Below are 24498 nucleotides of genomic sequence, written 5' to 3'. Positions count from 1 at the left end.
TTATAAAAACAAACCGATCCATCATCAACCTAACTAATTAAAACTACAAAAGCACTTCGTTAAATTAAGCCAGGTGCATAACCGCATACAAAGCAGCTACTGAAATAATAACCCATAGGGCAACGCCCTGAAGCAGCGGCCCGTAGCCAACGGAAGCAAGCACCTTTCGGGATAACCCGGCACCGATCAGGAATAGCGTGAGTGTTAACCCGGCTTTGGCAATGATAACCATATACGGGCCAACCAGCTTTGTAGCCGGAATATAGGTATTGGCAACCATTGCCAGCACAAACAAGGCAATGAAATAAGGGATCCTGATTCTTTTCGATTGGTTTTTAAAAATAAAGGTTGATATAAAAGCTACCGGTATAATCCATAAGGCCCTTGCCAGTTTCACCGTGGTGGCCACTTCCAGCGCATGGTTGCCATATTTACCCGCAGCCCCAACCACCGAACTGGTGTCATGTATCGCAATAGCGCACCATAAGCCGAACTGCGTTTGGGTAAGGTTAAAATGATGCCCTATTAACGGGAACACAAACAGGGCTACCGAATTGAGGATGAATACGCAGCCTAATGCAACGGATATTTCCTTCTCCCCTGCCTTAATCACCGGCGATATAGCCGCAATAGCGCTTCCGCCGCATATGGCGGTGCCCGAGGATATCAGGTAGGATGTTTTCTTTTCAATGTTTAACCATTTCCCTATAAAATGCCCGAATATAAATGTGCAGGTGATAGATGCTATGGTGAATAATACACCCTCCCTTCCGGCCTGTAAGGCACTATGCACATTCATGCCAAAGCCTAAACCTACTACAGAAATTTGCAGGAGCAGGTGCGTGGCTTTGTGATTGAGGTGCAAATAAGGATGCCCGGTAAATTGGGCGACAGCCAGGCCCATTACCAAAGCCACGGCAGGGCTTATATAGGGTGTAATACAAAGGAGAATACAGGTTATAAAAATGGCTTTACGGATATTTTCATCGGTGTTTAATATTAGTCCGGCAGGCGCAATTGATGGTGAAGTTGTATTCATTATTCGTTTTTTGACAGCGCAAAACTCCATAATCAAATACCCGGTTTTTCATCACATTATGCAATGTTCGATAACTAAAAGTTATCGAAGGCAGAGGATACCTATGCCAAATTCAGTAGCGTGCAAACACGGAAGCAGGAAAATCTGCGAATTGGATTCAATAACAATAAGGAATAAACTGCTGTTGGGGACAATCTTAGCGCTATTTGGCGCTCTTAATCAAGGAGGAATGGAGTCAGCCTTACAAAAATTCCTCTTGTCTAAAAATAAGCATCAGCTCCAGTTCTTCATTCCAAAAACCCCTTTCTGTTACTGCCCCGCTATCTGCCGAATACATTTTACTTTTAAGCCGTTCAAATTGTTCGTTTGTGAAATTATAACACTGAAAATTGTCGTTGGGGTCTTTCCCTTGTAATACCTCTGTTTCAAAGTCCCGGTAAAGAATTAAAAAGTCGGCCAACGTTTCTACCGAACTATTAAAATACATTGACGCGAATGAATCCTCGTGGTCAAGCTGAACAATTTTGTCATTATCATCTGTATCAATAGCAATAACATCTCCATCTCGGCACGAGCCAATTACAATGTATTTAGCAAACTGCGGTTCTTCTTCCTCAAAATCATATTGTTCGGTCAGTTTACTTATGCCATAGTAAATATCGTCGGTATCGTTGGCAAAAGACAAGTGTGGTTCGCAATAACCTGGCAGGCCCGCTACGCGAAAAAAATCAGAAGTCGGCTTCTGTAAATTAAACCTGTCAAGCCTTGATTTGCTCAAAGGCGAAAGCGGTTCGTCTGTATTTGTCCAGCTATTTTTAAATGCCTGAGGGGTCATGTTGTTATTACAAGTAGTTTGTAATTATATAAATAGAAGATAGTATATCTATCCGATTCCCGGTAAATGTTTGTTTTTAACGTGTTGCTACGATAATTCTGAATTCTGTAAAGAATTTTCAATTAGGCTAATTACTCGTTTTTCCTGCGCCGAATCTTTTTCCTCCGATAAAACAGTATAAGTTACAACTGCCATTAAGTTTTCGCCGCGGGTGAAATTTATTAATTTCCATGTTATAAGGGTAATACGCTTACTCCCTTCGATAGATTCCCCATATGTTGGATCGGTTAAAAGAAATCCTTTTGAAGTAGTTACATATGGTAAATCAGCCGTCAGCGATTTTATGTCTTTTTCAACAGTTGTTCCTTCGGGAGGTAGTGCCTTAATAATATGTAAACGCAACGTACTTTGAGATTTTGGATCAAAACAAGCTTCCTGATCTCCTTCCTCAAGTTCATATTCCCAATTCGAAGGAAGAGAAATGAGCAAATTTTTGAATCGATGATTAATAAAAGTTATTTGTTTTTTTTTGAATAAATTGAACATAATTAAATTCTAAACTAAGAAATCTCCTGTTATAAGGGTTGCCGCAATGATTTGTTCAAGTTTAATTAATTTTTTAAGATTGATAAAGCAGTTTCGCCGAATTTGAGGAATTATGTACATCCCGATGCTTGCTTCCTATGACATATTTACTAAAGCATACACCTAAATACAAATTCATTTTCGACCGCAATTTGCCTGTTGTAACAATACCAACAGGGGTTGGGCGGCAACACCAACAAGGGTGGATATATTCTTAAAACTCAATGATCCTCATCAAGATTAAGATGAGCGACTACAACGACCAAAGCATTCTGAAGTTCAGGTCCGTCAACATTTAAATTAATTACATTTGAAAGTCCTACCTCACGTAATAACATACGATTTAATATTGAAAGGTCATTGTCAGCAATATGGCCATATACGCTAACTAATTCTCCGATGTTGAATAATGTCCAATTTCTAATAAACTCTATAATGTTCAGAGAAACGCTGTTATTGTTCAGGAATGGAAAATCCATTAGTGGAAAGCCATATTTTGGAAAATGTTTTAAATACCTATAAAACATCTCATCAAAATACTGATAATCAACAAATGGAAACGAACTATTATTGTTTGCTGAATAATTTGGAAATTTTCTGATATCCGCAAGTGAAATTTTTTTGTCCAATTGAAGTTTATAAACGGTTAAAGCCGTTAGTAAAATCATTTCTCCCGGGCTTTGGAAAAGGCCATAGTTTCCGAGTGAGTTTGAATGATTCAGAAATGCGACTTCATCAGAAAAGTTATGTTTAAAAATTCCTTTCTTCCCTTTAAAAGTAGGGAAATTATGCAGAAGATGAAGTTGGTCTTGGTCAATTTTCCAATTTGCTATTGTGTCTTCTTTTTTATTTTGAACAAAAGCGGTTTTCTCGTAAATGATTTCCCTGTTCTTAGTAGCAACCGAAATGATTACCATATCCGCCAGCTCTGTAGTAACAGGTTTATCTTGGTTATAAAACTCAACAAATGAACGTGTTCCATGAATTTTCTTGGTGTAAAATTTCAATCCATCAAAGGTTTTACCATTTATGGTTTCACACATCTCAGTCACCGTCTTTACTTCATTGTATGAGTTTGAATATGAAGTTGCAAGCGAGTCATAGATCTCTTTCGCAAAGTTATTCTGAAATTTTCTGAAGTCTGTCCTGTTATAATAGTTCGAAATTGTTCTTATCAGATTTTCCATTGGTAGCCATTTATTATTTCCTGTTTTAAGGGGTACTTGTTAACGATTGATCCTTTCTTCATTTCTATTTACGCTCCCCTTCTATAAGGTCATTCGATATTTATTTAGATGTGTTTGTCGTTATTGAATAGGTTTAGATATATAGTGTATGCTGAGTTCAAAAAGAAAGTTAAATATATCCAAATCAATTTATATAAACAGTATAATTTATTTCTGTGTATAGCAATCATACACAGCCGGGTTATCTCATTATATCCATAGCTTTTTGCTACCCCGGTTTCGCGTTAGTGATTGTACCGGATACCGACCAATGAGCGTAATGCCTGCAGGCGTATGAGGGGAAAGCACGACCCCGCTTCTACCTGCGGGGAAACGCCCTACTTAGATATGAGATGTTAGATAGGATATTTGAGATTGTTGGAACAAGGATTTATTTTATTACCATCACTTCCTGTAAACAACAAACGGCAACGGCTGGCTGCTTTTGTTTTTTGTCCATTTGGCAATTATCGAATCAGCGGTTACCCTGCCTGTAATGCGCGGCTTGGTTTTAAGGCCGCTGTTTTCTTGCTCTACATCTATTTGCCCGTTTACAAAATCGCCCCGCACAGTAATTCCCCTGCCATATTTTTGGTAGCAATAAATGCCTTCGCATGTCTTTCCCTCGGGCCACAGCACAAATAATATGGCGGATTTGTCAATTTTACCTGTAAAAAGCTGGTGCAGCGATTTTGATTTGTATTGGGCTACCGGGCCGCTTTTTAGCCCGAACACGCATTTCCCATAATCACTCAGGTACTTGCTGAATGAGGGCAAACTAAACTGAATCACCATATCCCAGCCTTTTTGATTTTTCGACAGGCGGTTTTCGCCATCTAAAATGATGGAGTGGCCTTTGATATAAAAATCGTCGGTAATATCGTTGTTCAAATCGTCGATGACTTCTTGCCATACGCTGTCCTGCACGCCGGCGTCATGAATTTGTTTTTTAAACGCGCTTACACTTTTCTTAATAGCCTGGCTTTTAAAATGTTTAAATCCGGCTGGGGTAAACAGGTCTGGCAGTTGCACCAGGTCGCCATTGCCGGAATTAAAGTTATAATAACGTACCCAATAGGCAGTAGTCATTCCGCTGCTTGCTTCATCAAAACCAAAGCTCAGTACCTTGCTGTTATTGGTATACACGGTATAGGCCATGTCCGTTTTGCCGCCGTAGATTGTACCGTTGTCATAGTTAACGCGCTCGAATATGGTTTTGGTTTGATACCCTTTCAGCATTTCCAGTTCGGATAGCTGGAGTAGCTGGTTTATTTTTGCAGTAGGTAACGCGTGTGCCGAATCGCTGTAAAACACCGGCAAATGAAGTTCGCGCGCAAACCCTTCATATTTAACAGGTTTAACAGTAAAATAATGATTTTGAGCGATGGCGCTTTTAGGCGCAATTGTGCAAAGCAACGGGGTGATGAGCAAAAGCCCGGATAAAGGTTTCATGTTTACTATTCCCGGTAAAAGGCCGTGAAATATGATTTAAATATAATGAAATTTACACGGCGAAAATCGAGGCCGAATAAAAACTTTCACCTGATAATATTCTACAATTTGGGCGGATACCATATAACAGATTGCCATATATTTGCGGGCTACCGGTTAAGTCATGAGTACTAAGTGATGAGTTAAAAGTTAAATTTTTTCATTTTTAACTTAGAACTTGAGACCTCCGGCTAAAGACTAAACGATTAACATAACACTACCATGGAATACTCAAAAACTTACGTTGCCAAAGACGAGCACATAGATGTGCAGCAAATTATGGATGGCCTATACTACCCGTTTTATATGGAATACTGCCGCCATGATTATATCAGGGAAGTGCTGGGTTTTGATTTTGAAACCGAGGCCAACAATGGCGTTTATATGGTGTTATCTAACTATAGCATCAGTTTTTTACGGTCGTTAAAAAAGGGCGATGAATTTACCGTTACCTGCACTTTATATACCGATAAGGCTGGCCTGCCCAAACTGCACTTTAAACAATCCATCATTTTTAATAATAAGGTAATGACCAAAGCCGTATTCACCGGCACCTGCGTACCCGCAACCGGCGGCCGCCCCTACCTGCCCGCATCGGTATTGGAAAAAATTAAAGATGCGCCGGTATTGGAAGATTAGGCAGATTGGGAATTAGTTAAGGGTTAAGACCGGTTGAATATCGAAAATCGAATAATGAATGAAAAACTTCGGTGTTGGACATTCAGCGTTCGATATTATTTCGCCCTTCTGTTTTTCTTAACTTAACATGAGTTCAGGACAACTTTATTCGCCCTTTTTATTAAGCGCTTCCTGCCGGGCTACCGCGCGTACATTTTCTTTTTTTTTAAAGATGAGTATAACACACGGTAGCTTTTTAGCTGCGGATAGGACGATGCTCCACCATTTAAAAATTTCATTCCACAACATATTCCTAAATTATTACCTTTAAACAAATTGACTGTTTATGAATAAAGTATTTTACCTGTGTGTAGCGTTAGTGGTTTTGGGTGCCTGGAAATACCAGGACGATCATAAAAAAGGTTTTGTTGATGTTGCCGGGATCGACTCCCTGACAAAACCCGGCGATAATTTTTTTCGCTTTGTTAACGGGCGCTGGTACGATACCGCCAAAATTGCTGCCGATCAATCGGGCGTGGGTTCTTATAGTTTCATGAACATTCCGCAAAAGCTACTGCTGCAAAGCATCCTGGATAGTGTTTCAAAAGCCAGGAACCCAATGGGCAGCATCGACCAAAAGGTAGGCGATTTCTACGCCTCGGGCATGGATACCGTTACCATTAACCAACGCGGATACCAGCCCATTAAACCGGTACTGGCACAAATTGATGCCATTGCCAACGTGCCCTCACTCATCAAATTTGTAGCCGCGCAGCTAAAATCCGGTAACGACCTGATTATTGGCTTTGGTATTTATCCCGACAATACAAACAGCAGCATCAATATTGCCCATGCATCGCAAACCGGCATTGGTTTGCCAGAAAGGGACTATTATTTTAAAACAGATTCATCTACGCTTGGCATTCAGCAGGCCTACAAAAAATATATAAGCACCCTGTTCCGGTTAACCGGGAGCAGCCCTGCCGCCGCCACAAAAAACGCGGCTATCGCTTACGGCATCGAGCAGCAAAACGCGGCATCGCATAAAACCAATATCCAATTAAGGGATGTTAACGCCAATTACCATAAGGTAGCGGTTTCATCCATCAGCAAAACACAGGCTAACATAGGCTGGCCACAATTCCTTGCCGAACTGGGCGCCACAACCGACTCGGTTGATATGGGCCAGCCCGCTTATTACGATAAGTTGAACGGACTGTTGAAATCGGTATCTATAACCGACTGGAAAATTTATTTAAAAGCCGCCACCCTCCAAAACTACGCCGAAATACTAAGCAAGCCATTTGTAGATGCCTCGTTTGAGTTTAATAAAGTATTAAACGGGCAGGCCGTACAAAAAACCCGCAGGCAAATCATGACGCAAAACGTCGACAGTTATCTGGGGCAGGCTTTGGGGCAATTGTATGTGAAACGGTATTTTAACGAGGACGCCAAAAAACGGGTGCTGGTATTGGTAAACAACCTGCAAAAATCGTTCGAGAACAGGATCAACCACCTGGACTGGATGAGCGACAGCACCAAACAAAAAGCCAAAGAAAAACTATACGCCATCACCAAAAAATTGGGCTACCCCGATAAATGGCGCAATTACGATAAGGTGCAGATTAACCGTACCAAATACTTTGAAAACATCCTGTGGTTGAAACAAAACGACTATCAAACTCAGTTAGCCAAGCTGAACAAGCCGGTTGATAAAACAGAATGGGGCACAACGCCATCTACGGTTACCGCCTATTACAACCCATCGTTTAACGAGGTTGTTTTCCCGGCGGGCATCCTGCAATTTCCCTATTTTGATTTTGCGGCAGATGATGCTATCAATTATGGCGGCATAGGCATGGTAATTGGCCACGAAATGACCCACGCTTTTGACGACCAGGGCGCGCAGTTTGACAAGGACGGCAACGTAAAAAACTGGTGGACAAAAGAAGATTACGAAAAGTTTAGGGCCAAAACAAAACAGCTGGCCAATTTATATGGCTCCTTTACCGTTTTAGACACCGTACACATAAAAGGCGCGCTCACCCTGGGCGAAAACACCGCCGATAATGGCGGTATTGCCATTGCTTACGACGCCTTTAAAATGACCGAACAGGGAAAAGGCAACGTTAAAATTGACGGCTTTACACCCGACCAGCGCTTCTTCCTGTCCATAGCCCGCATCTGGCGTGTAAAAACCCGCGACGAGTTCCTGCGCACCTACGTAAACACCAACCCCCACTCGCCCGCCATGTGGCGGGTAAATGGCCCATTAATGAATTTCGCCCCGTTTTACAAAGCATTCAACGTGCAGCCGGGCGATAAAAATTACAAGCCGGAAGAGCAGCGGGTTAAGATTTGGTAGGGAGGTAAGCTGGCGAAACCCCTTTTGTCATTTCGAACGAGGAACGAGGAGAAACTATCTCTTGAGCGTAGCGAAAAATCTTTTACGCCCTGCATTTCGAAAAGCCCTTTGGGATGCAAGGCGTCTAAGATTTCTCCTCGCCCCCCTGCTTTTTCCCTGCGCCTGCTCATTCGAAATGACATTTTTCTTTAACCAAAAAGATGTGGTTACGCGGTAAGCCATTCATTGGGGCGGTAACCAATAAACCAATAAAAGTTATCCCGGTTCTAAGCCCTCAACCAAACTAATTTCATGGGCGTTCCCGTTGGTAGAAACGGGCCGTGCTTTCCACCTCATACGCGCACAAGGCCTTAGGCGCGGGGTCCCGATAAAATCGGGATACAATCACTAACGCGAAAACCGTTAAACAAGAAATCCCCGATGTTATCATACATCCGGGATTTTTTAGCTTCTGGCCGGTGTTTCCACTGTACCAGCCAGGATTTGCGTTTTAAAATAGCCTTAGTTGGGAACTATTTGGTGATTGCCTTTGGCCTTCCGTGAGGCTAAATGAACGGGGCATGACACCGACCACAGGCTGAAACATGGTTAACATAACTTAACACATTTTATGTAAATTAATTATAAATATTTGATAATCAGATATTTGCAATTTATCATGGTTAACATTGAATTGATGGTTTCCGCAGTTTGGGCGCTTGTAAAATGTTTGTGTTTGTTGGTGCTAAGAGGCGCCGAAGGGCATGGGTCGCCACAATTAATACCCTGCACTTTATGTAGTTCAAACATCTTCTAAATAATATTTCATATCATCATATATTGTCCGCGCAGTATCTCTAATTTCTTCGGCAATGTTATTAAGATATTCAACACTATCTATCGTCAAGCTTTTCGTCGCTTCGTATAATGGCCGCAATTGTTGCTTAGCATTTGAGCTCTCAAAAACACGAAGTAACCCGGATCCAAAGCCATATCTCACGCTTATGGCACATGCATATTTTAAGACCTGCAAGGTATCATCAGAGACTTCAGTATTTATTAAAGCTGTCTTCCATGCTTCAGCTGCGTTACCAAAATTATTTTTAGCTACGGCGATAACTGCTTCTGTCAGCGATATGGATAAAGCATCGCCATCTAAAGTATTTCTAAATTCATCACCTATTTCTACAGCCCCCGATACATTTTGCATCAACAACCTTAATATAATGTATTTTAAGGTGTAATGCGCGTAGAAGGGACCCTCCAACAATCCCATTCGATAATATTTGTCGGCGTCTTCGTACTTGTTCAGATCAAAATGGCATAAATCTGCTAAAGGAAGTGCCGCTGGATTTTTGTGTGGCTGTAACTCAAGACTCTTAACGTAATGGATGTATGCCTTTTCAGGTTCATCGTTCATATAATGTTGGAATAGGGCTAAAAATGCCCAAGCCTTTGCATAATCGGGCGCGATCTCTGTGGCTTTAGTAAACGCATTTAAGGCTTTTTTGAACTTATGAGTTGCAGTGTAAAGATCACCAAGTTCCATCCAGACATCAGGGTTTTGATCATTTATCGTCATTAATTTTTTGTACGCTTTTTCTGCTGCTTTGTACTCATTTAAAGAATCTTTTAATAATCTTGCGAGTTGAAAAAGCGTTTTTTCATCTTTAGGAGTGATTTTTAAAGCTTTACTGTAACGTTTATACGCTAAGTCAAATTCACCGATCTCCTCCAAGGATTGTGCGAAAGCAAGCTGAAAGGCTGCATTGTCATCAAAAATGCTGGAAGTGATATTTTTGAATTTGTCAACGGCATGCTCATGTTTACCTGCTTCTGCAAGCGCGACAGCCAATAAATATTGAACATAGTCATAATCGTCTTTAAACTCTAAAAGGTGCAAAGCAGCTACACTTTGCAACTCATCTAATTTTAATTGCTCAGCAAGTATCACCAGTAATAAAAATGCAAACTGTTTTGAGTCCGGTTTCTCATTTTTTCTTATACGTAAAAAATCTTCCGCATCGTTATAGCGTTCTGCTTTTCTCAAAAAATTGATGTATGATACAGAAACATAAGAGACAGTGTTAGGATTTACCAACGCTATTTGATATGCTTCTTCGGCGGCAGCGAAATCATTGCGCTTTTCTTGGATCAAAGCTATCCCCAGCCAACTAAGAGAGTCGTCCTCTCTAATCGCGATTGTTTTTTGATAATATGTTTCGGCTTCATCGTATTTTTCTTCTTGATAGAATGCTTCCGCCATCATTCTATGTGCATAGCGATTCTTTGGATGTCGCTTTAATACGGAGGTAATAAATTGTCGTGCTTTTTCGTACTCCTTATTTTCAAAAAGGGTATTGATACGGGAGGTCCATCTTTTAGCTTCCGCCACTAAAAAGTCATCATACAATCCTTCAGGGATACGATCTGGATTCAAATATTTTGAGATCTCGGCATGATTACCATCTGTTTGTTCAAGTATTGCCCGATAGATACTTTCTTCCATCTCGCTGCCATCTCCTCGATTATGTGCACGGGAAAGAGCCAATCCATAATTAATACGGTCTGTGTCAATATTTTCTTTCAGCAAGTTGATTATCCTAACTTTCTCAGCGGCGAGATGTTGCGGTGTATAAAAAGTTTCCAAAAAGAAAGTTAAACTCCTTAGGTCTCCTCTTTGTCGTCTACTGGCCCGACGCATGATGTACCAGATATTAAAAAAACGTTCCCGGAGGCTGTAATTTTTGATCCTTACGACCACGCGGTTCTTTTCTTCAGAAAAACGGCCAGTCCTTTCTACCCAACCATTCTTGACCAGTCTGTCAAGCTGAGAAGCTAATGTATTGTTATCCAATTTAGTAATATGAGATAACAGATCCAGATCGCATGGATCCCAATTCAGCGCCAATGCATCCACAATGATCTGAGATTGTTTTGATAGCTGTTCGAAATTACTTTTATAAAGCGGTGTAATTATATCTAATAACGCGTTTAGATTTTCAAATATTTTACTTGATAAACCATTAGCCAAAAGATGAAACATAAAGATAGCTATCCTTGGGTTGCCGCCCGTCAAACTATGTAAAGCATCTAATTGCGCGGTCTTGCGATAGATATCATCAAATATCTCGCTTTTTCCAGTTTTTTCTGCTAAAACCAATAATAGTTCCCGCATCTCGCTTTGAGATAAGCGATCTAATTGGATCTTTTCAAAATCCTTAAAAAAAAGCTGTTCTTCTTCTGTCGCTGTATCAATCTCATGGCTACTTGCGGCGATAAAAAATGGCGATCCTTTAGTCTCTATCTGCTTGGCTAAATTCTCTCTTTGCTCCTTAGATATTCCATCGAATAGAATATCAAAATTATCTATTAAAAAAACGGGCTGACGTCTATATTTCCTACAAACTTCCTGTAAGTAGTCGCAGGCACGTTGTGAAACCTTTGTCTCGTCCTTCAGGTCGGTAAGTTCCTCAATTAATTTATCGAGAAGATTCGTTTCTTCAAAATTGTTTTCCTCCTCAAAATTATCCGCTAAGGCATCTAAACTATTAAGCCAGAATTTAGATAGTCGATCAATGTTGTATTGCTCCTCCGGAAAAAGGATAGGTAATAGATGACAGCTTTCACTTTCATTTTGCATCGCGATTTCTAATCGTCGCAACAGAGTGCTTTTACCCATCCCACGGCTGCCTGAGATTAAAAAATGCTTTTGCAATTTACCCTTGACGCCAATTTCTACCTGTTGTAAAATGCGACTTAAAATGTTTTTACGAACGATAAATGTTTCCACGACATCATCATCTGTTTTTGTATGCGCATTAAAGTAATAAAGGTTGTTAACCGAAATGGGTTGTTCACGATCCATGTACAATATTAAAGAATTTCAACAAACAAAACAAATTGCAAACAAAAAATTTGACAAACAATTTTGTTTGTAAAAATAAAATTATAAATTTGCACTACAGGTAATTAATAATTTTTTAATAAGGATCAATTACATTTTTTAAAATCAAAAAAGGAGGATTTATGACGTAAAAGATACATCACTAAAGATCTGTCAAAATAAAAAGCCCGGGAGTGTGATGACCCCAGGCCTACTTTGATAGTTCATCCGCACCGGTAAGAAGGGACGAATAACGAGGTTACGAGGCCTCACTAAAATTTGTACGGTCAAATGTAATAAAAGTTACATTTCGTGCAAGTAATATTCCTGTCGTTTTCGAGACTGGTGCCTACCTCGTCCAGTAGCTGGCGGGGCTATTCAACAAATTTTTCATAAAAATTGAATTAAACCATGGCATTAAATCAAGATCAATTAAAATTTACTATCCAGCGCTATGATAATTATATCAATGGTGCCAACACAAAGGGGGCATTCCTACTCGCCTTCAACACTTTTTTATGTGGCGGTCTGCTGACCAACTACAAAACGCTCACCGAACTTGTCGGCGAACCGCATGTTTGTTATCTTAAATTCGGTATCCTGCTGCTAGTATTAGCGGGGATCAGTAGCCTGATCATTGTATTGTTGGCTGTCTACCCCTTCCTAAGCTCCGGCAACTCAACGCAGGATAAGTATCATTCGCTGATCTATTTTGGTTCTGTTTCACAATTTGCTGATGCCAAAGCCTACCATCAGGCAGTTAGCACACAGGATGAAGCAGCAGCTAATGAAGACCTGGCGCGTCAAACCTATCTGCTTTCCGAAGCGCTGCTGAAGAAATTCAAGCACTTGGAATGGGCTACTAAAATTATTTTCTTTCAACTGGCAATCGTGCTTGGCTGCGTTGCGCTAATCATTTTTAGGGGCGTATGAGGTTGTTTGAAAATTACGCCAGCGGGATCGAGGATATCCTGAAAGGCAACCAGATCAGTAATTTCAGCGGGGTAACCAACAAGCGGTCCATGTCGACCGATATTTTGAAAGGGGTACCTTCCGTTCGAATGTTCTCACAATTGAATGAGAACCAGCAGTTGACCGGTGACAAAGCTTTACTGGAATTTGACAAGAATGGCCTGCAAGAACTGTTTGGCCCAAACCGTTCGTCATTTTCAAACATCGTTATCGGATCGCATCCGGATTTCAGCGACCTGTCGCATGATAGCTGTTGTTATCACCATTGTGTCTCCATGTTTGTGGATATCAAAGGTTCAACCCGGCTGGGGCTTAAACATTCTTTAGAAAAAGTCAGGCTGATCAAAGATTCGATGCTTACCTTATGCATTCATGTGGCCAATTTTTTTGGCGGCCATATTCATCGTTTACAAGGAGACGCGGTTTTTGTCCAGTTCGTCCGCAAAGGCCATTACAAGAACGATGCAGTCATAAATGCAATTAATGCGGCCTCGGTGTTGTGCCAGTTTGTGGAAAAAGACCTGTCGGATGTTTTTAGCCGCAACGGGCTTGATCCGATCAAGATTCGTATCGGTATTGATTACGGGAACGACAAACAGGTGCTTTGGTCCCATTATGGTGTTCCCGGCTGCGCAGAACTGACCACAACCAGTTTGCATACTGACCTCGCAGCAAAACTGCAGGGTAAGGCTGGCTCCAACGGAATCGTGGTGGGCGCTAATGTCATCAACGAAATCGACCTCCCAGAGGATTACTATGGTTTTGTGTACCAGACCGGTACCAGTGGTGTTTCGGTAGAGGATCGTTATATTGTTAATGCGACCGATTTCCGGTACCGCCAGCAGGAATTCTTGTGGCGCAAGTACCTACTTTCCTATGATTTTATTAAAAAGGACGGTACTGGTAGGGGGCTAGAGATTGCCGATCGGGATTTTCGGATCAAATGTGTGATCTCCAACCCTGACGGGAGCCAAGCCGAAGAGTATCATCAGAACTCCCGGTCAATTGATAAGCGAAAAAAGATCACTTTTGTAATCATGTACCGGGGGGCACCTTATCATAAGCAAGCTTTTGAACATATCGTTTGGGAGGCAGTCAACCGGGGTACACAGGCGAAAGATGCCGGTCAGTTAGCACACAGTTTCGGTGAACTATATAAAGACTCCACGACTTGTGAAACGGAAGCCGCCTATTTGGGTCATCATTATGTGAGCTGCAAGATGGCGAGGGGGCATTTGGGCAATGTTAACCTGACCTTCCCCATCTTTGTACGTTAGAGAAAGCTTATTGCGCTTTTTAGCAGGCATCGGGAAGTCCGATGCTTGCTTTGCTTAGTTCCCTCGCTCCCGCAAGAACTTTTTTGCGCTGCTCCAGGCTTGTGTGCCCGCTGACAGGTAAACGCCATGCTAAGTATACGCCACGCAAATCCCGGATGTTATAATATATATCCGGGATTTGTATTTTTAAGCGGGGCGAAAGGGTAATATTAAAAGATTGAGGTTAACAAGTTGTGTAGTTGATTGTGCTAAAGGCATGGCGTATATTGAGCATGCGGGCGCATCCCGATGGATCGGGACGGCAGCGGAGGGAAGGAGTGACGATCACCGTTATTTAAAAATACACCAGGGGCAAAGAACGATGGTGTAAAAACCTTAAATTTTAGTCGGCATAACGTTTTGTGAATAAATACATTATGTTAATATTTGTATATAAATTGAACTCCTTCAGTTAAATAAACCAATTATGAAATTAAGGCTAATTTTATCATTTCTCCTTTTAACCATTTCTTTTACTGTGTTTAGTCAGGAAAAGCAGAACGTAACTATTGTTGAAAAAGGCTTAATTAAAGTATCTGTGATGTACCCTTATGCCGAAGGTAAAACCTTTAATATGGAGTATTATGAATTGAAGCACATGCCAATGGTAGCGCGGTTTTTAGGATCAAATTTGGTTAAATACACCATCGAAAAAGGGATTGCCAGTGGTATCCCAAACCAACCGCTGCCCTTTATGGCTATTGGCACATTTTATATAAAAAGCCTAAGCGACTATCAAACTGCTATCGCGCCAAACAGAGATACCATTCGTGCCGATTTTCCAAATTATACCAATATCAGTCCTGTCATTTTGGTAAGTGAGGTGATAAAGTAAACATAGCATTTTACAAAACGGTACCAGCTTGCCCCCCTACTCCGCAATAGGGATAGAAGTGGGTACCGGCCCTGCGCGTAATGCCTGCCGGCGTATGAACGCATAGCCCGGACCGCAGGTATTGCCACTTTTAGTATCAAGTAGCAAGTATCAAGTAGTAAGATTTTTAATACGCAAATATTTTTCTTCGCACTTTTTAGTAGCAAGTAGTAAGTATCAAGTAGTAAGATTTTGAAGGGAAAACAGAAGTAAAAACAATATCGAACATAGAATATCCAAGGCCGAAATTTTTCGGTTCATTATTGGAGATTGGATATTCGGTGTTCGGTGTTCGATATTAAATTCATTTAAAAACCCCGCAGGCCTTGTTAAAACAAGGGCGCTGCGGGGTGGTAACCGCTACGTTACAGTTCTTTATCGTCTATCAGTTTGGCGTCGCGGGTGTTTTTTTGTACGGCAATGGCCGAGAACATGCTGAGGCAAAATGCCATGGCGTAGAAACCTTTCTCGCTTCGGGCCAGGTCGGTATTCCATAGGCCGATGGTTAATAAAACCATGGCCGCGATGGTGGCAAACCAGCTGAGGCCGTAGTACAGGTCGGTAACGGCCAGCCCTTCGGCCCTGTCCCTTACGCTTTTTTGTACCGAGATAACGGCGAATAAACCAAATAATAAAATGGTGAAGTAATAGCCTTTTTCGTTCAGCTGGATAGTGGCGTTCCATAAGCCAACGCAGTAACCTATTACGCCCACCAATAAGGCAAACCACGAGGCCCCTATAAAGGCGGCGGTGGGTTTTAACGGGTTTCTTTTAATCTTGTCGCCATATTTTCCGATGGCTGAATTTTGGTCTGTGTTGTTTTGTAGCGGTTCCATGTTTGTGTTGTTTTTGGTTGTTAATATGGAAGCAAATGTGCGATGTAAAACCGGCCTGCTAAAATCAAATTATGTAAATTACTGACGATATAATTTGCAATTTAACTTACCTTTACGCGCATTAATACATTGATATGGACTCACTATCGGAACTGGTTAACCTGCTCAATAATGCCGATAAAGCACTATTCAGACAGTTTTTGCAGCGAAAAAACAAAAGGGAAGATGTAAAAAACCTGGCCTTGCTTGATTTGATAGAAACTGACGATATAGATGGCATAAACAAACTATACAAGCCCGAAAAAAATAAGGATGCCTATCATGCATTACGCAAAAGGTTGCAGGATAATTTGCTGCTATTTTTATCGCAAAAAACCTTTGAGAGCAGTCATGCCGAAACTTACGACGCTTTGCGCCTGGTGGTGGTAGGGCGTTTTTTGTTGGAGAATGATGTGTATAAGGTAGCCTTCAAATGCCTGGATAAGGCCGAAAGGCTGGCCGGGCACCTGGAACAGTTTAATTTATTGAATGAACTTTTGCTGCTGAAGCTGCAATATGCCCATCTGGAGGGAGCCGAAGACCTGGATGCCCTCGCCGCGCGCTTTATGCAGAACCAGCTGCATATGCAGCGCGAGGCTAAGCTGAACATGGCCTACGCCTTTTTACGGCAGGAACTCCAGGCTATACACCTGCAAGGGAAGATTGTGAATTTGACCAGCCTGGTGATCACCACCATTAGGAAATACAAAATCTCGGCACAGGACCTGATGACCTATAAATCCATCTACCAGATCCTTTTCATCGCCAATGAATACGCGGCGATACAGCAAAATTATGGATTGATAGAGCGTTATGTTAAACGCACGGATCAGTTTATGCAGGGCCAGGAGGGTAAAAAGCAGTCGTACCTTTTTTACCATATCTCTATCCTGTATTTTTTGGCCAACTTTCACCTGCGGCAAAAGGATTTTGTAAGGAGTGCATCGTATTTAAAGGAAATGATGGATTTAATGGCGACGGATAGCCGTTACTATGCGGTGTTTTATTTACGTTACCAGTTACTACGTGGCCTTAACTTGTTTTTTACAGGTTTTGCCAACGATGCCATAATGATATTGCAGGAATCGCTTACCAAAACCAACAACAGGAGCAAACCGGAAGATATAGAAGATGTACGCATATGCCTGGCCATGTTTTTGGCCCTGTGCAACAACCAGCAAAGTTTAAAACAGCTCATGTTACTTACCCGAACCGATGCCTGGTACGAAAAAAAGATAGGCATGTTATGGACCATCCGCAAAAACCTGATGGAAATTTTGGTGCATGCGCAGTTCTCCAACATTGATGTTGCCATGTCGCGGCTAACCAGTTTTAGGCGGCGCTATAAAAAGTACCTGTTAAAAACTTCGGAAGAGCGGGTACTATTATTTCTGAAGCTGGTTGAAAAACACTTGCAAAAGCCCGATGTGGTTTTTGAACCCACGTACCGTGACCAGGTTTTAACCCTGGCCGACAAGGCAGAAAATAACGACATTTTTACCTTAAGCTTTATAGCCTGGCTGATTGCCCGCCGGGAGAAAAAAACAGCTTATGAAGTGGTGCTGGGTTTGGTACGGGAGAAGAGTCAAGAAATTAGAATCAAGAATTAAGACAGCCGTGGGGCTACTGTGTGTACACATCTTTTAACAAAAGAAAATGTCATTTCGAACGAGGTACGAGGAGAAATCTTTAACGCCTTGCATCCCCAAAAGCCTATCAAATTACAGGACGTTTAAGATTTCTCCTCTCCCCAACACTCAAAGCCCTCCCAGTTCGTTCGAAATGACATTTTTTTTATTATTGGTACGTTTCCAAAAGATGTGTACATACAGTAGCCCGTGGGGAGGGACTTAAAAAGTCTTCCGGGCCGCAGGCATTGCCCTTTTGGAGAATAAGGGCCGCGGAGATGCATGTTATTTCATAACTTTACGCCAATGCACCACATGTGCCTGCCTTAACCATGGACCTGAAAACCCTTACTAAACTTCCGTTTTATATTAAACTGGCCTGCGTATTGTTCAGCCTGTTTGCCATTGGTTACCTGGTGATCATTGGCAAAGAGATCCTCTCGCCGTTGATATTTTCGTGCCTGTTTTCGATCTTGTTGCTGCCGGTGGCGGCCTTTTTAGAGAAGTGGCTGCGTTTGCCCCGAAGTGCCGCCTCTATGATGGCCGTAATACTGCTGCTATTGCTGATAGGCTCACTCATTTATGTCATCGCCTCGCAAATTGCCGACCTGGCGAAGGATTGGCCGCGGTTCCAGGCGCAGATAAGTCAATCTATGTGGGAGTTCAGGGGCTGGGTGCAGGATACCTTCCACGTAACGCGTGGCAAGCAGCTCAGGGTGGTCAACTCGGCCGCCAGCAAGGTGATGTCGCCCGATCCTGAAGTGGTTGGCGCAACGGTGCTATCGTTATCGTCTATTCTGCTGTTTTTGGTATTTACCTTTATTTATACGTTTTTCTTTTTGCTGTACCGCCGGCTGATCATGAAATTCCTGGTATCGGTTTTTTTGCCCGAAAATAAAACCACGGTGCATGAGGTGATTGAGCAGGTGCAGCGCATTATCCGCAAGTATATTATTGGCTTGCTTATTGAAATGGGCATTATAGCAACGGGCGTAAGCGTGGCATTTAGTTTTATGGGGGTACAGTATGCCATTTTATTGGGCTTGATTACAGGGGTGTTTAATATTATCCCCTACGTGGGTATTTTCAGCGCCCTGGTGGTTAGCGCAGTGGTTACGCTGGGCACATCGCCGGATAGTACCAAAGTTATCTGGGTGATGGTTACGCTGGTTGTTACCCATTTAATTGACAGCAACGTATTACTGCCGATTGTTGTTGGCTCCAAAGTAAGGATTAACGCTTTGATTACCGTGCTTGGCGTGGTGATGGGCGAAATGATATGGGGCATACCGGGCATGTTCCTATCCATCCCCAGCATAGCTGTGCTAAAAATCATTTTCGACCGGGTAGAAAGCCTGCAACCCTGGGGCATTATCATGGGCGATGAAGAAAAAGACCAAAATCAACTGGCCAAAGGTCTCAGGCTAAAAAAGAAGAAGGTCGTTATTGAAGATGTGGAACCATCGGTGGGCCCCACCTAAATCCTCCCCGGTAGGGAGGGCTTTAAAAAAGATGGCGGATAAAATTGCAACGGCTCCCTTTTTACAGATGCCTTTCATGACCAGTTAATGAAATGGTTTTAAACTGTTGATTATCAGAGTTATTTTTTTAATGTAGAGACGTAATACTTTGCGTCTCCCCCAGGATATTCAAAATTTACAGGCTCAATTTGCATGTGTGATTTGCATGCGGGAGACGCAAAATGTTGCGTCTCTACAAAAGCCCCGTTTACAATTATGTCATTCCTTTTTTTTCAAGCATAGGCTGGTGGGCACTCGCAATGACGGTAGTTTGGAACATTCGCTTAACTATAGTCGGGAGACCCTGACGGTACAGCAGGGCTTTCGTCAATCTGAGCGGTGTCACCCTTTGATTTTAAGCACCGGCCACGGCACTGGTATAACTTGCCGGGTATACTTTCCTGAACATGATATAAGTTATGGTTACGATGCTGAAGGCAACCAGGGCATCGATAGTGGCGGATGGGCCGATGACGATAAGCTTGGAGAAGAAGGCAAAAATGATATCGAAAAATACGCCCGCAAATACCCACTCTTTTAACCGGAGCAGTTTGTTGGGGATTAACAGAACGGTAATGCCCGATAGCTTGGCTACGCCCAGTACATAAATAAAGTAGGCCGGGTACCCCAATTTGAGGGTGATATCCCATACTATTTTATTGGTGGTAAGTTCGCAAATGCCGCTGGTGCCAAACCATAATGAGGTTAATGCTGTACCGATCCAAAAAATTGTTTTTGCTGTTTTTGTTGTCATGATTTCTGTGTGTTTTTAGTTTGATTTGAGTCAAAAATGAGGCATCTGCCTTAAAACCCACAGTGGTTTTATAGCCAATTGGGCATTATTGATGATGGCGTAGGCATTTTGAGGCATGTACCGGCACGAGAGTTGGGATTATCGCGGGGCCGCGATGTGAAAGAGCGGTGTTGCACCGAGTGGTAAAACCCCGTGGATTTTGAGGAAATGATGCCATCGTGAAAAGGGCTGTCATGGTGAGCCCCGTCGAAGCATAGCGGGCAAAGGCCTCTCCGCGCGTCTTTCGACAGGCCCAGGGTGACAGGCCTACCCCATCGAAAATAGAACATGTCATGGGTAGCCCTGTCGAAGCATAGCGGGCAAAGGCCCCTCCGCGCAACCCTTCGACAGGCTCAGAATGTAAAAGCACAATACTATGTGTAACCTGGATAATTTCTACCCCTTCAACCCCTCTATCTCCTTCAAACTCTTAGGCAAGTACTTACCCAGCAAATGGCTGCCGGTATCGGTTATCAAAAAGTTATCCTCAACACGGATGCCGCCGAAATCGCGGTAGGTGTTCAGTACATCGTAGTTGATAAAGTCGGTGTATTTGTTTTCGGCCTGCCAGCGATCGATGAGTTCGGGGATGATGTAGATGCCAGGCTCGATGGTGAGTACGTAGCCGGCTTCCAGCTCGCGCCCCAGGCGCAGGGATTTGAGGCCGAAAACGGTGGTTTCCTTTTTAAGGGTATCGGTGTAGCCTACGTAGGGTTCGCCAAGGTCTTCCATATCGTGGGTATCCATGCCCAGCATGTGGCCCAGGCCGCATTGAAAAAACATGGTATGCGCGCCGGCGGCAACGGCTTCGGCTGCATCGCCTTTCATGATGCCGGCCTGGCTCAGGCCTTCTACCAGTTTCTGGCAGGCGGCCAGGTGAATGTCTTTATAACGCACGCCCGGTTTCAGCATGCTGATGGCGTGGTCCATGGAGTTGAGCACAACTTCGTAAAGTTCGGCCTGGCGGGTGGTAAACTGTTGGCCCACGGGGACGGTGCGGGTAAGGTCGCCGCCGTAGTGCATGGCGTTTTCGGCACCGATGTCGCATAGCAGCATCTGGCCGTCCTGCAGGGTATGGCCGTAGTAATGGGTGTGCAGGGTTTCGCCGCGGGGCGTAATAATGGCCGGGTAACCCAGGCGGGAGTTGGCCGCAATGGCTACCTCGTTGGCTTTGGCTACCAGTTCGTATCCCTTAATGCCTGGGCGCGTGTTTTTGATAACGGCCAGCTGCATATCCACGCTAATGGATACGGCTTTTTCCATTTCGGCAATCTCCAACGGGGTTTTAATCACCCGCTGGGCAATTACGGCTTTAATGAGTTTTACCGAAACATGATCGGCCACATCCTGCAGGCTCACATTGAGCCAGGCAGCAAGTTTAATTTTATTTTCGGGGCGGTAAGGCGGTAGTATGTGCACCTTGCGCCCGGTGGTTTGCGCTTTGTGGATGTAGTGGGTAATATCGTTGTACGGGCGGGTTTGGCTAACGCCAACCAGGGCGGCCATTTCGCTCACGGTAGGCAATACGCCGGTCCAAATAATGTCGTCGATGCTCAGCTCGTTGCCGAAGATCAGGGCCTCGCCGGTGTCGGTATCAATCACCGCGGCCAGTCCGGCAATATCCAGCCCGAAGTAATACAGAAAACTGCTATCCTGGCGGTAGTTAAAATGGTTGTCCTTATAGTTCATGCTGCTTTCCTCGTTACCCAGCAACACAATAAGACCATCGTTGGCCATGCTTTGCGTTAACACTTGCCGCCTATCGGCGTAAACCTGCTTATCGAATAATTGAAGATCCATGCCGCAAATATAAGCCCCCTAACCCCCTGAAGGGGGAACTTTGGCTGGAAAATTTTTAATAAAAGCGAGGGTACTTTTTAAAGTGATAAAAAGTGTTAATTTTTGTAGTTTTTTTATTGAAATAATAGCAGGTTTGTGTGTGTTTTTTGCTGTTTTTAGCTATAAAAGCGCGCTTTTTTGAACAAAAAACGCGCTTTAAGAAGTTTGAGGGAAATCATCTGCAATCCACTCGCTTACAATTTTTGCCGACAGTAAACAAAGGGGTATCCCGCCGCCCGGATGGACGCTGCCCCCGCAAAAATACAGGTTTTTAATTTTGGCCGATTTATTGGCATGCCGCAAAAATGCCGCGAACCGGCTGTTGCTGCTGGTGCCATACAACGAGCCCTGGTAGGATGAGGTTTTGCTCTCAATCTGCCGCGGATCGAGGATGGTTTGGGAAAGGATGAGGTTTTCGATATCGTCGCCCAAAATGCGGGTGAGTTTCTTGAGGATGTTTTCGCGGGCGGTGGCAACCAGGGTATCCCATTCCTGCCCTACGTTGGCCGGCACGTTGATCATGGTAAACCAGTTTTCGCAGCCGGCGGGGGCATCGTCCGGCTTATATTTACAGCTGATATTAAGATAGATAGTAGGATCGTGGAAGATGTTTTTATCCTTCCAGATGTGGTCAAACTCGGCTTTGTAATCGGTACTGAAAAAAATGTTATGCAAATCAAGCTCCGGGAAGCGCCTGCTGATACCCCAGTAAAATATCAGCGCCGAGCTGCTGCGCTCCTGGCCCAGGGTTTTGTTAGGGAACAAGCCCGGATGCGATTTGAGCAACCTTTGATAGGTGAACCAAACATCCATGTTGGATATGATGATATCGCCGTTGATGCTGTTGCCGCCCACCCGTAGGCCGGTGGCTTTGCGGGCATCTAAAACGATCTCATCCACTTTTGAATTGTAGTGGAATATAACCCCTAAAGATTCCGCCAGTTTAACTAAACTGCCCGTAATGCTACACATACCCCCAACGGGGAAATAAGCACCGTAGTGCTGCTCTAAATGCGGTATCACGTTCAGCGTTGCCGGGGCAGCATATGGGTTTGATCCGTTGTAGGTGGCATACCTGTCATAAAACTGCACCAGGCGGTCGTCTTTAAAATAACCCTCGTTGGCCTTGTGCATTGTCCGGAAGGCGTCTATCCCCGGCAAACCCAAAACCGACCTTGCCGTATCCCGGCTCAAAAATGTTTTAAGCCTGTGCAGCGATTGTTCCAGGAAAACGTGGTTAGTTATATGGTAGATGGTTGCGCTGTTGGCCAGGTACTTTTTTACTGATGCAACAGGTTCGCCGGTAGCATTATTTACCTCGGCGGCAAATTGCGCTGTATCGGCGTAAGCGTTTAATTGGGTGCCGTCTTCATAAAAGTACCGGCAAACTTTATCCAGCTTTTGGTAGTTAAAAAAATCTTTGGGGTTTTTACCGGCAAGGGTAAAAAGCTCATCCACATACTGCGGCATGGTAAACAGGCTCGGCCCGGCATCAAAGCGAAAACCATCCTGCTCAAATTCAGATAGTTTACCGCCGGGATAGTTGTTAGCCTCAAAAACCTCAACCTGGTAACCCTGCACCGCAAGCCTTATCGCTGTCGCGATACCGGCTATGCCCGAGCCGATGATTAGTGCCTTAGCCATTGCGTAGTCCCAATCCGGGATCGTTATTTAAAATATATTTACCATTGGCAAAACCGGGCATCTGGTATGGGTTGTTGCTTACCAGGAAGGGGCCGTCCAGGTCAACCCAATCGCATTGGGGGGCAAGGGCTAAACCGGCCAATGCCGCGCAGCTGGTTTCAGTCATGCAACCTATCATGATTTGCAGGCCTAGTTCGCGCGCTTTGGTTATCATTCGTTTGGCCTCGTACATCCCGGCCGATTTCATGAGTTTGATATTGATGCCCGTATATACGTCTTTGGCTTTCTCTACATCCTCAAAACGCTGTACGGCCTCATCACCAATAATGGGAATGGGGCTGCGCTCGGTGAGCCATGCATTGCTGTCGGGGTCGGTTTTCAACATGGGTTGCTCTATCAGCTGCACGCCTTGCTCCTGCAGCCAGTAGGTCATATCCAGACTTTGCTGCAAATCTGTCCAACCCTGATTAGCATCTACATATAATGGCACGTCCGTAACCGAACGAATGGTGCCTATGAGTTCTTTATCCGTATCGCGGCCAAGTTTTACCTTAATCACTTTAAATCCTTCGGCTTCCTTCACTTTTTTGATAATCATCTCGGGTGTATCAATGCCGATGGTAAAGCTGGTTACAGGCATCAGGCTGGGGTTGCTACCCAAAAGCTGCCAGCAGGGCTGGCCTTTAATTTTGCCATCCAGGTCATGCAGGGCAATATCAATAGCCGCTTTTATGGCTGGGTTGCCGGGTGCAATGCCATCTAAATAACTAATGATTGCGCCAAAATCAAAGGGATAATTAAACCGGCCGATATCAACCTTACTTAAAAACTCCGTGGCGCTTTGATGGCTTTCGCCCATGTAAGGCACCATTGATGCTTCCCCGTAACCGGTAACGCCCTCATGTTTTGCCTGCACCAGCATAACCGGCGTGGTTGTGCGCGAAAACTTGGCTATGGTAAAAGCGTGTTTAAGTTGTAATTCGAAGGGTTGATATGTCAGTTCCATGTTAAAA

At 43.6% G+C, this 24498-nt stretch carries 19 protein-coding genes; 7 read left to right on the top strand and 12 right to left on the bottom strand.

The window, feature by feature from the left end; all coding sequences use genetic code 11:
* Positions 1 to 64: 64 nt before the first annotated feature.
* The 5 genes from AC1DV1_RS05900 to AC1DV1_RS05880 all read right to left on the bottom strand — a co-directional run bounded on the left by AC1DV1_RS05900 (position 65) and on the right by AC1DV1_RS05880 (position 5137).
* Positions 65 to 1039, bottom strand: coding sequence for a YeiH family protein (locus AC1DV1_RS05900; protein WP_477356519.1), 975 nt, complete (start codon positions 1037 to 1039; stop codon positions 65 to 67).
* Between the two features lie 241 nt (positions 1040 to 1280).
* The gene (locus AC1DV1_RS05895) at positions 1281 to 1874 is read right to left on the bottom strand and encodes an SUKH-4 family immunity protein (protein WP_477356517.1); all 594 of its coding nucleotides are present in this window, start codon (positions 1872 to 1874) and stop codon (positions 1281 to 1283) included.
* Positions 1875 to 1961: 87 nt separating this feature from the next.
* A complete protein-coding gene (locus AC1DV1_RS05890) occupies positions 1962 to 2420 on the bottom strand; it encodes a hypothetical protein (RefSeq protein ID WP_477356515.1) in 459 nt (152 codons plus the stop codon).
* Positions 2421 to 2680: 260 nt separating this feature from the next.
* The gene (locus AC1DV1_RS05885) at positions 2681 to 3646 is read right to left on the bottom strand and encodes a hypothetical protein (RefSeq protein WP_477356513.1); all 966 of its coding nucleotides are present in this window, start codon (positions 3644 to 3646) and stop codon (positions 2681 to 2683) included.
* Between the two features lie 444 nt (positions 3647 to 4090).
* Positions 4091 to 5137: a hypothetical protein gene (locus AC1DV1_RS05880; RefSeq protein ID WP_477356511.1), complete on the bottom strand. Its 1047-nt coding sequence runs from the start codon at positions 5135 to 5137 to the stop codon at positions 4091 to 4093.
* A gap of 261 nt (positions 5138 to 5398) precedes the next feature.
* Between AC1DV1_RS05880 and AC1DV1_RS05875 the strand changes: the two genes are divergently transcribed.
* Positions 5399 to 5815 carry an acyl-CoA thioesterase gene (locus AC1DV1_RS05875; protein ID WP_147053680.1) on the top strand — a complete coding sequence of 139 codons (417 nt, stop codon included), beginning with the start codon at positions 5399 to 5401 and terminating at the stop codon, positions 5813 to 5815.
* A 144-nt stretch (positions 5816 to 5959) separates the two neighbouring features.
* On the opposite strand, the gene AC1DV1_RS05870 is transcribed toward AC1DV1_RS05875, so the two are convergent.
* Positions 5960 to 6103: a hypothetical protein gene (locus AC1DV1_RS05870; protein ID WP_477356509.1), complete on the bottom strand. Its 144-nt coding sequence runs from the start codon at positions 6101 to 6103 to the stop codon at positions 5960 to 5962.
* Positions 6104 to 6140: 37 nt separating this feature from the next.
* On the opposite strand from AC1DV1_RS05870, the gene AC1DV1_RS05865 reads away from it, so the two are divergent.
* On the top strand, positions 6141 to 8159 hold the full coding sequence (locus AC1DV1_RS05865; RefSeq protein WP_477356507.1) for a M13 family metallopeptidase: 2019 nt from the start codon (positions 6141 to 6143) through the stop codon (positions 8157 to 8159).
* A 781-nt stretch (positions 8160 to 8940) separates the two neighbouring features.
* Here the strand turns inward: AC1DV1_RS05865 and AC1DV1_RS05860 are convergent.
* Entirely contained in the window at positions 8941 to 12006 is a 3066-nt protein-coding gene (locus AC1DV1_RS05860) for a tetratricopeptide repeat protein (protein WP_477356505.1), read from the bottom strand.
* Positions 12007 to 12435: 429 nt separating this feature from the next.
* Here AC1DV1_RS05860 and AC1DV1_RS05855 point away from each other — a divergent pair, with 429 nt between their 5' ends.
* From AC1DV1_RS05855 to AC1DV1_RS05845, 3 genes are all read left to right on the top strand, one after another.
* Complete coding sequence (locus tag AC1DV1_RS05855) at positions 12436 to 12957, top strand: Pycsar system effector family protein (RefSeq protein WP_477356503.1); 522 nt, start codon at positions 12436 to 12438, stop codon at positions 12955 to 12957.
* A complete protein-coding gene (locus tag AC1DV1_RS05850) occupies positions 12954 to 14273 on the top strand; it encodes a nucleotide-binding domain-containing protein (RefSeq protein ID WP_477356501.1) in 1320 nt (439 codons plus the stop codon). The genes AC1DV1_RS05855 and AC1DV1_RS05850 overlap by 4 nt, the downstream gene beginning before the upstream one ends.
* A 466-nt stretch (positions 14274 to 14739) precedes the next feature.
* A complete protein-coding gene (locus tag AC1DV1_RS05845; protein ID WP_477356499.1) occupies positions 14740 to 15147 on the top strand; it encodes an EthD family reductase in 408 nt (135 codons plus the stop codon).
* Between the two features lie 404 nt (positions 15148 to 15551).
* On the opposite strand, the gene yiaA is transcribed toward AC1DV1_RS05845, so the two are convergent.
* Entirely contained in the window at positions 15552 to 16022 is a 471-nt protein-coding gene (gene yiaA, locus AC1DV1_RS05840; RefSeq protein ID WP_477356497.1) for an inner membrane protein YiaA, read from the bottom strand.
* Between the two features lie 134 nt (positions 16023 to 16156).
* Here yiaA and AC1DV1_RS05835 point away from each other — a divergent pair, with 134 nt between their 5' ends.
* Positions 16157 to 17671 (top strand): hypothetical protein, encoded by a 1515-nt coding sequence (locus tag AC1DV1_RS05835; RefSeq protein ID WP_477356495.1) that lies wholly within the window; start codon positions 16157 to 16159, stop codon positions 17669 to 17671.
* Positions 17672 to 18021: 350 nt separating this feature from the next.
* Positions 18022 to 19170, top strand: coding sequence for an AI-2E family transporter (locus AC1DV1_RS05830; protein WP_477356493.1), 1149 nt, complete (start codon positions 18022 to 18024; stop codon positions 19168 to 19170).
* A gap of 394 nt (positions 19171 to 19564) precedes the next feature.
* Here the strand turns inward: AC1DV1_RS05830 and AC1DV1_RS05825 are convergent, their stop codons facing one another.
* The 4 genes from AC1DV1_RS05825 to AC1DV1_RS05810 form a co-directional block, all read right to left on the bottom strand.
* Entirely contained in the window at positions 19565 to 19963 is a 399-nt protein-coding gene (locus tag AC1DV1_RS05825; RefSeq protein ID WP_477356491.1) for a DoxX family protein, read from the bottom strand.
* A 435-nt stretch (positions 19964 to 20398) separates the two neighbouring features.
* Positions 20399 to 21802: an aminopeptidase P family protein gene (locus AC1DV1_RS05820; protein ID WP_477356489.1), complete on the bottom strand. Its 1404-nt coding sequence runs from the start codon at positions 21800 to 21802 to the stop codon at positions 20399 to 20401.
* A gap of 195 nt (positions 21803 to 21997) precedes the next feature.
* Positions 21998 to 23485: a 1-hydroxycarotenoid 3,4-desaturase CrtD gene (crtD, locus tag AC1DV1_RS05815; protein WP_477356487.1), complete on the bottom strand. Its 1488-nt coding sequence runs from the start codon at positions 23483 to 23485 to the stop codon at positions 21998 to 22000.
* Positions 23478 to 24491: a dipeptide epimerase gene (locus tag AC1DV1_RS05810; RefSeq protein WP_477356485.1), complete on the bottom strand. Its 1014-nt coding sequence runs from the start codon at positions 24489 to 24491 to the stop codon at positions 23478 to 23480. Before AC1DV1_RS05810 ends, crtD begins: the two co-directional genes overlap by 8 nt.
* Positions 24492 to 24498: the final 7 nt, after the last annotated feature.

Source organism: Mucilaginibacter sp. P4_D1 (genome assembly GCF_056401935.1).
This window is presented reverse-complemented; position numbering and strand designations above follow the sequence as displayed.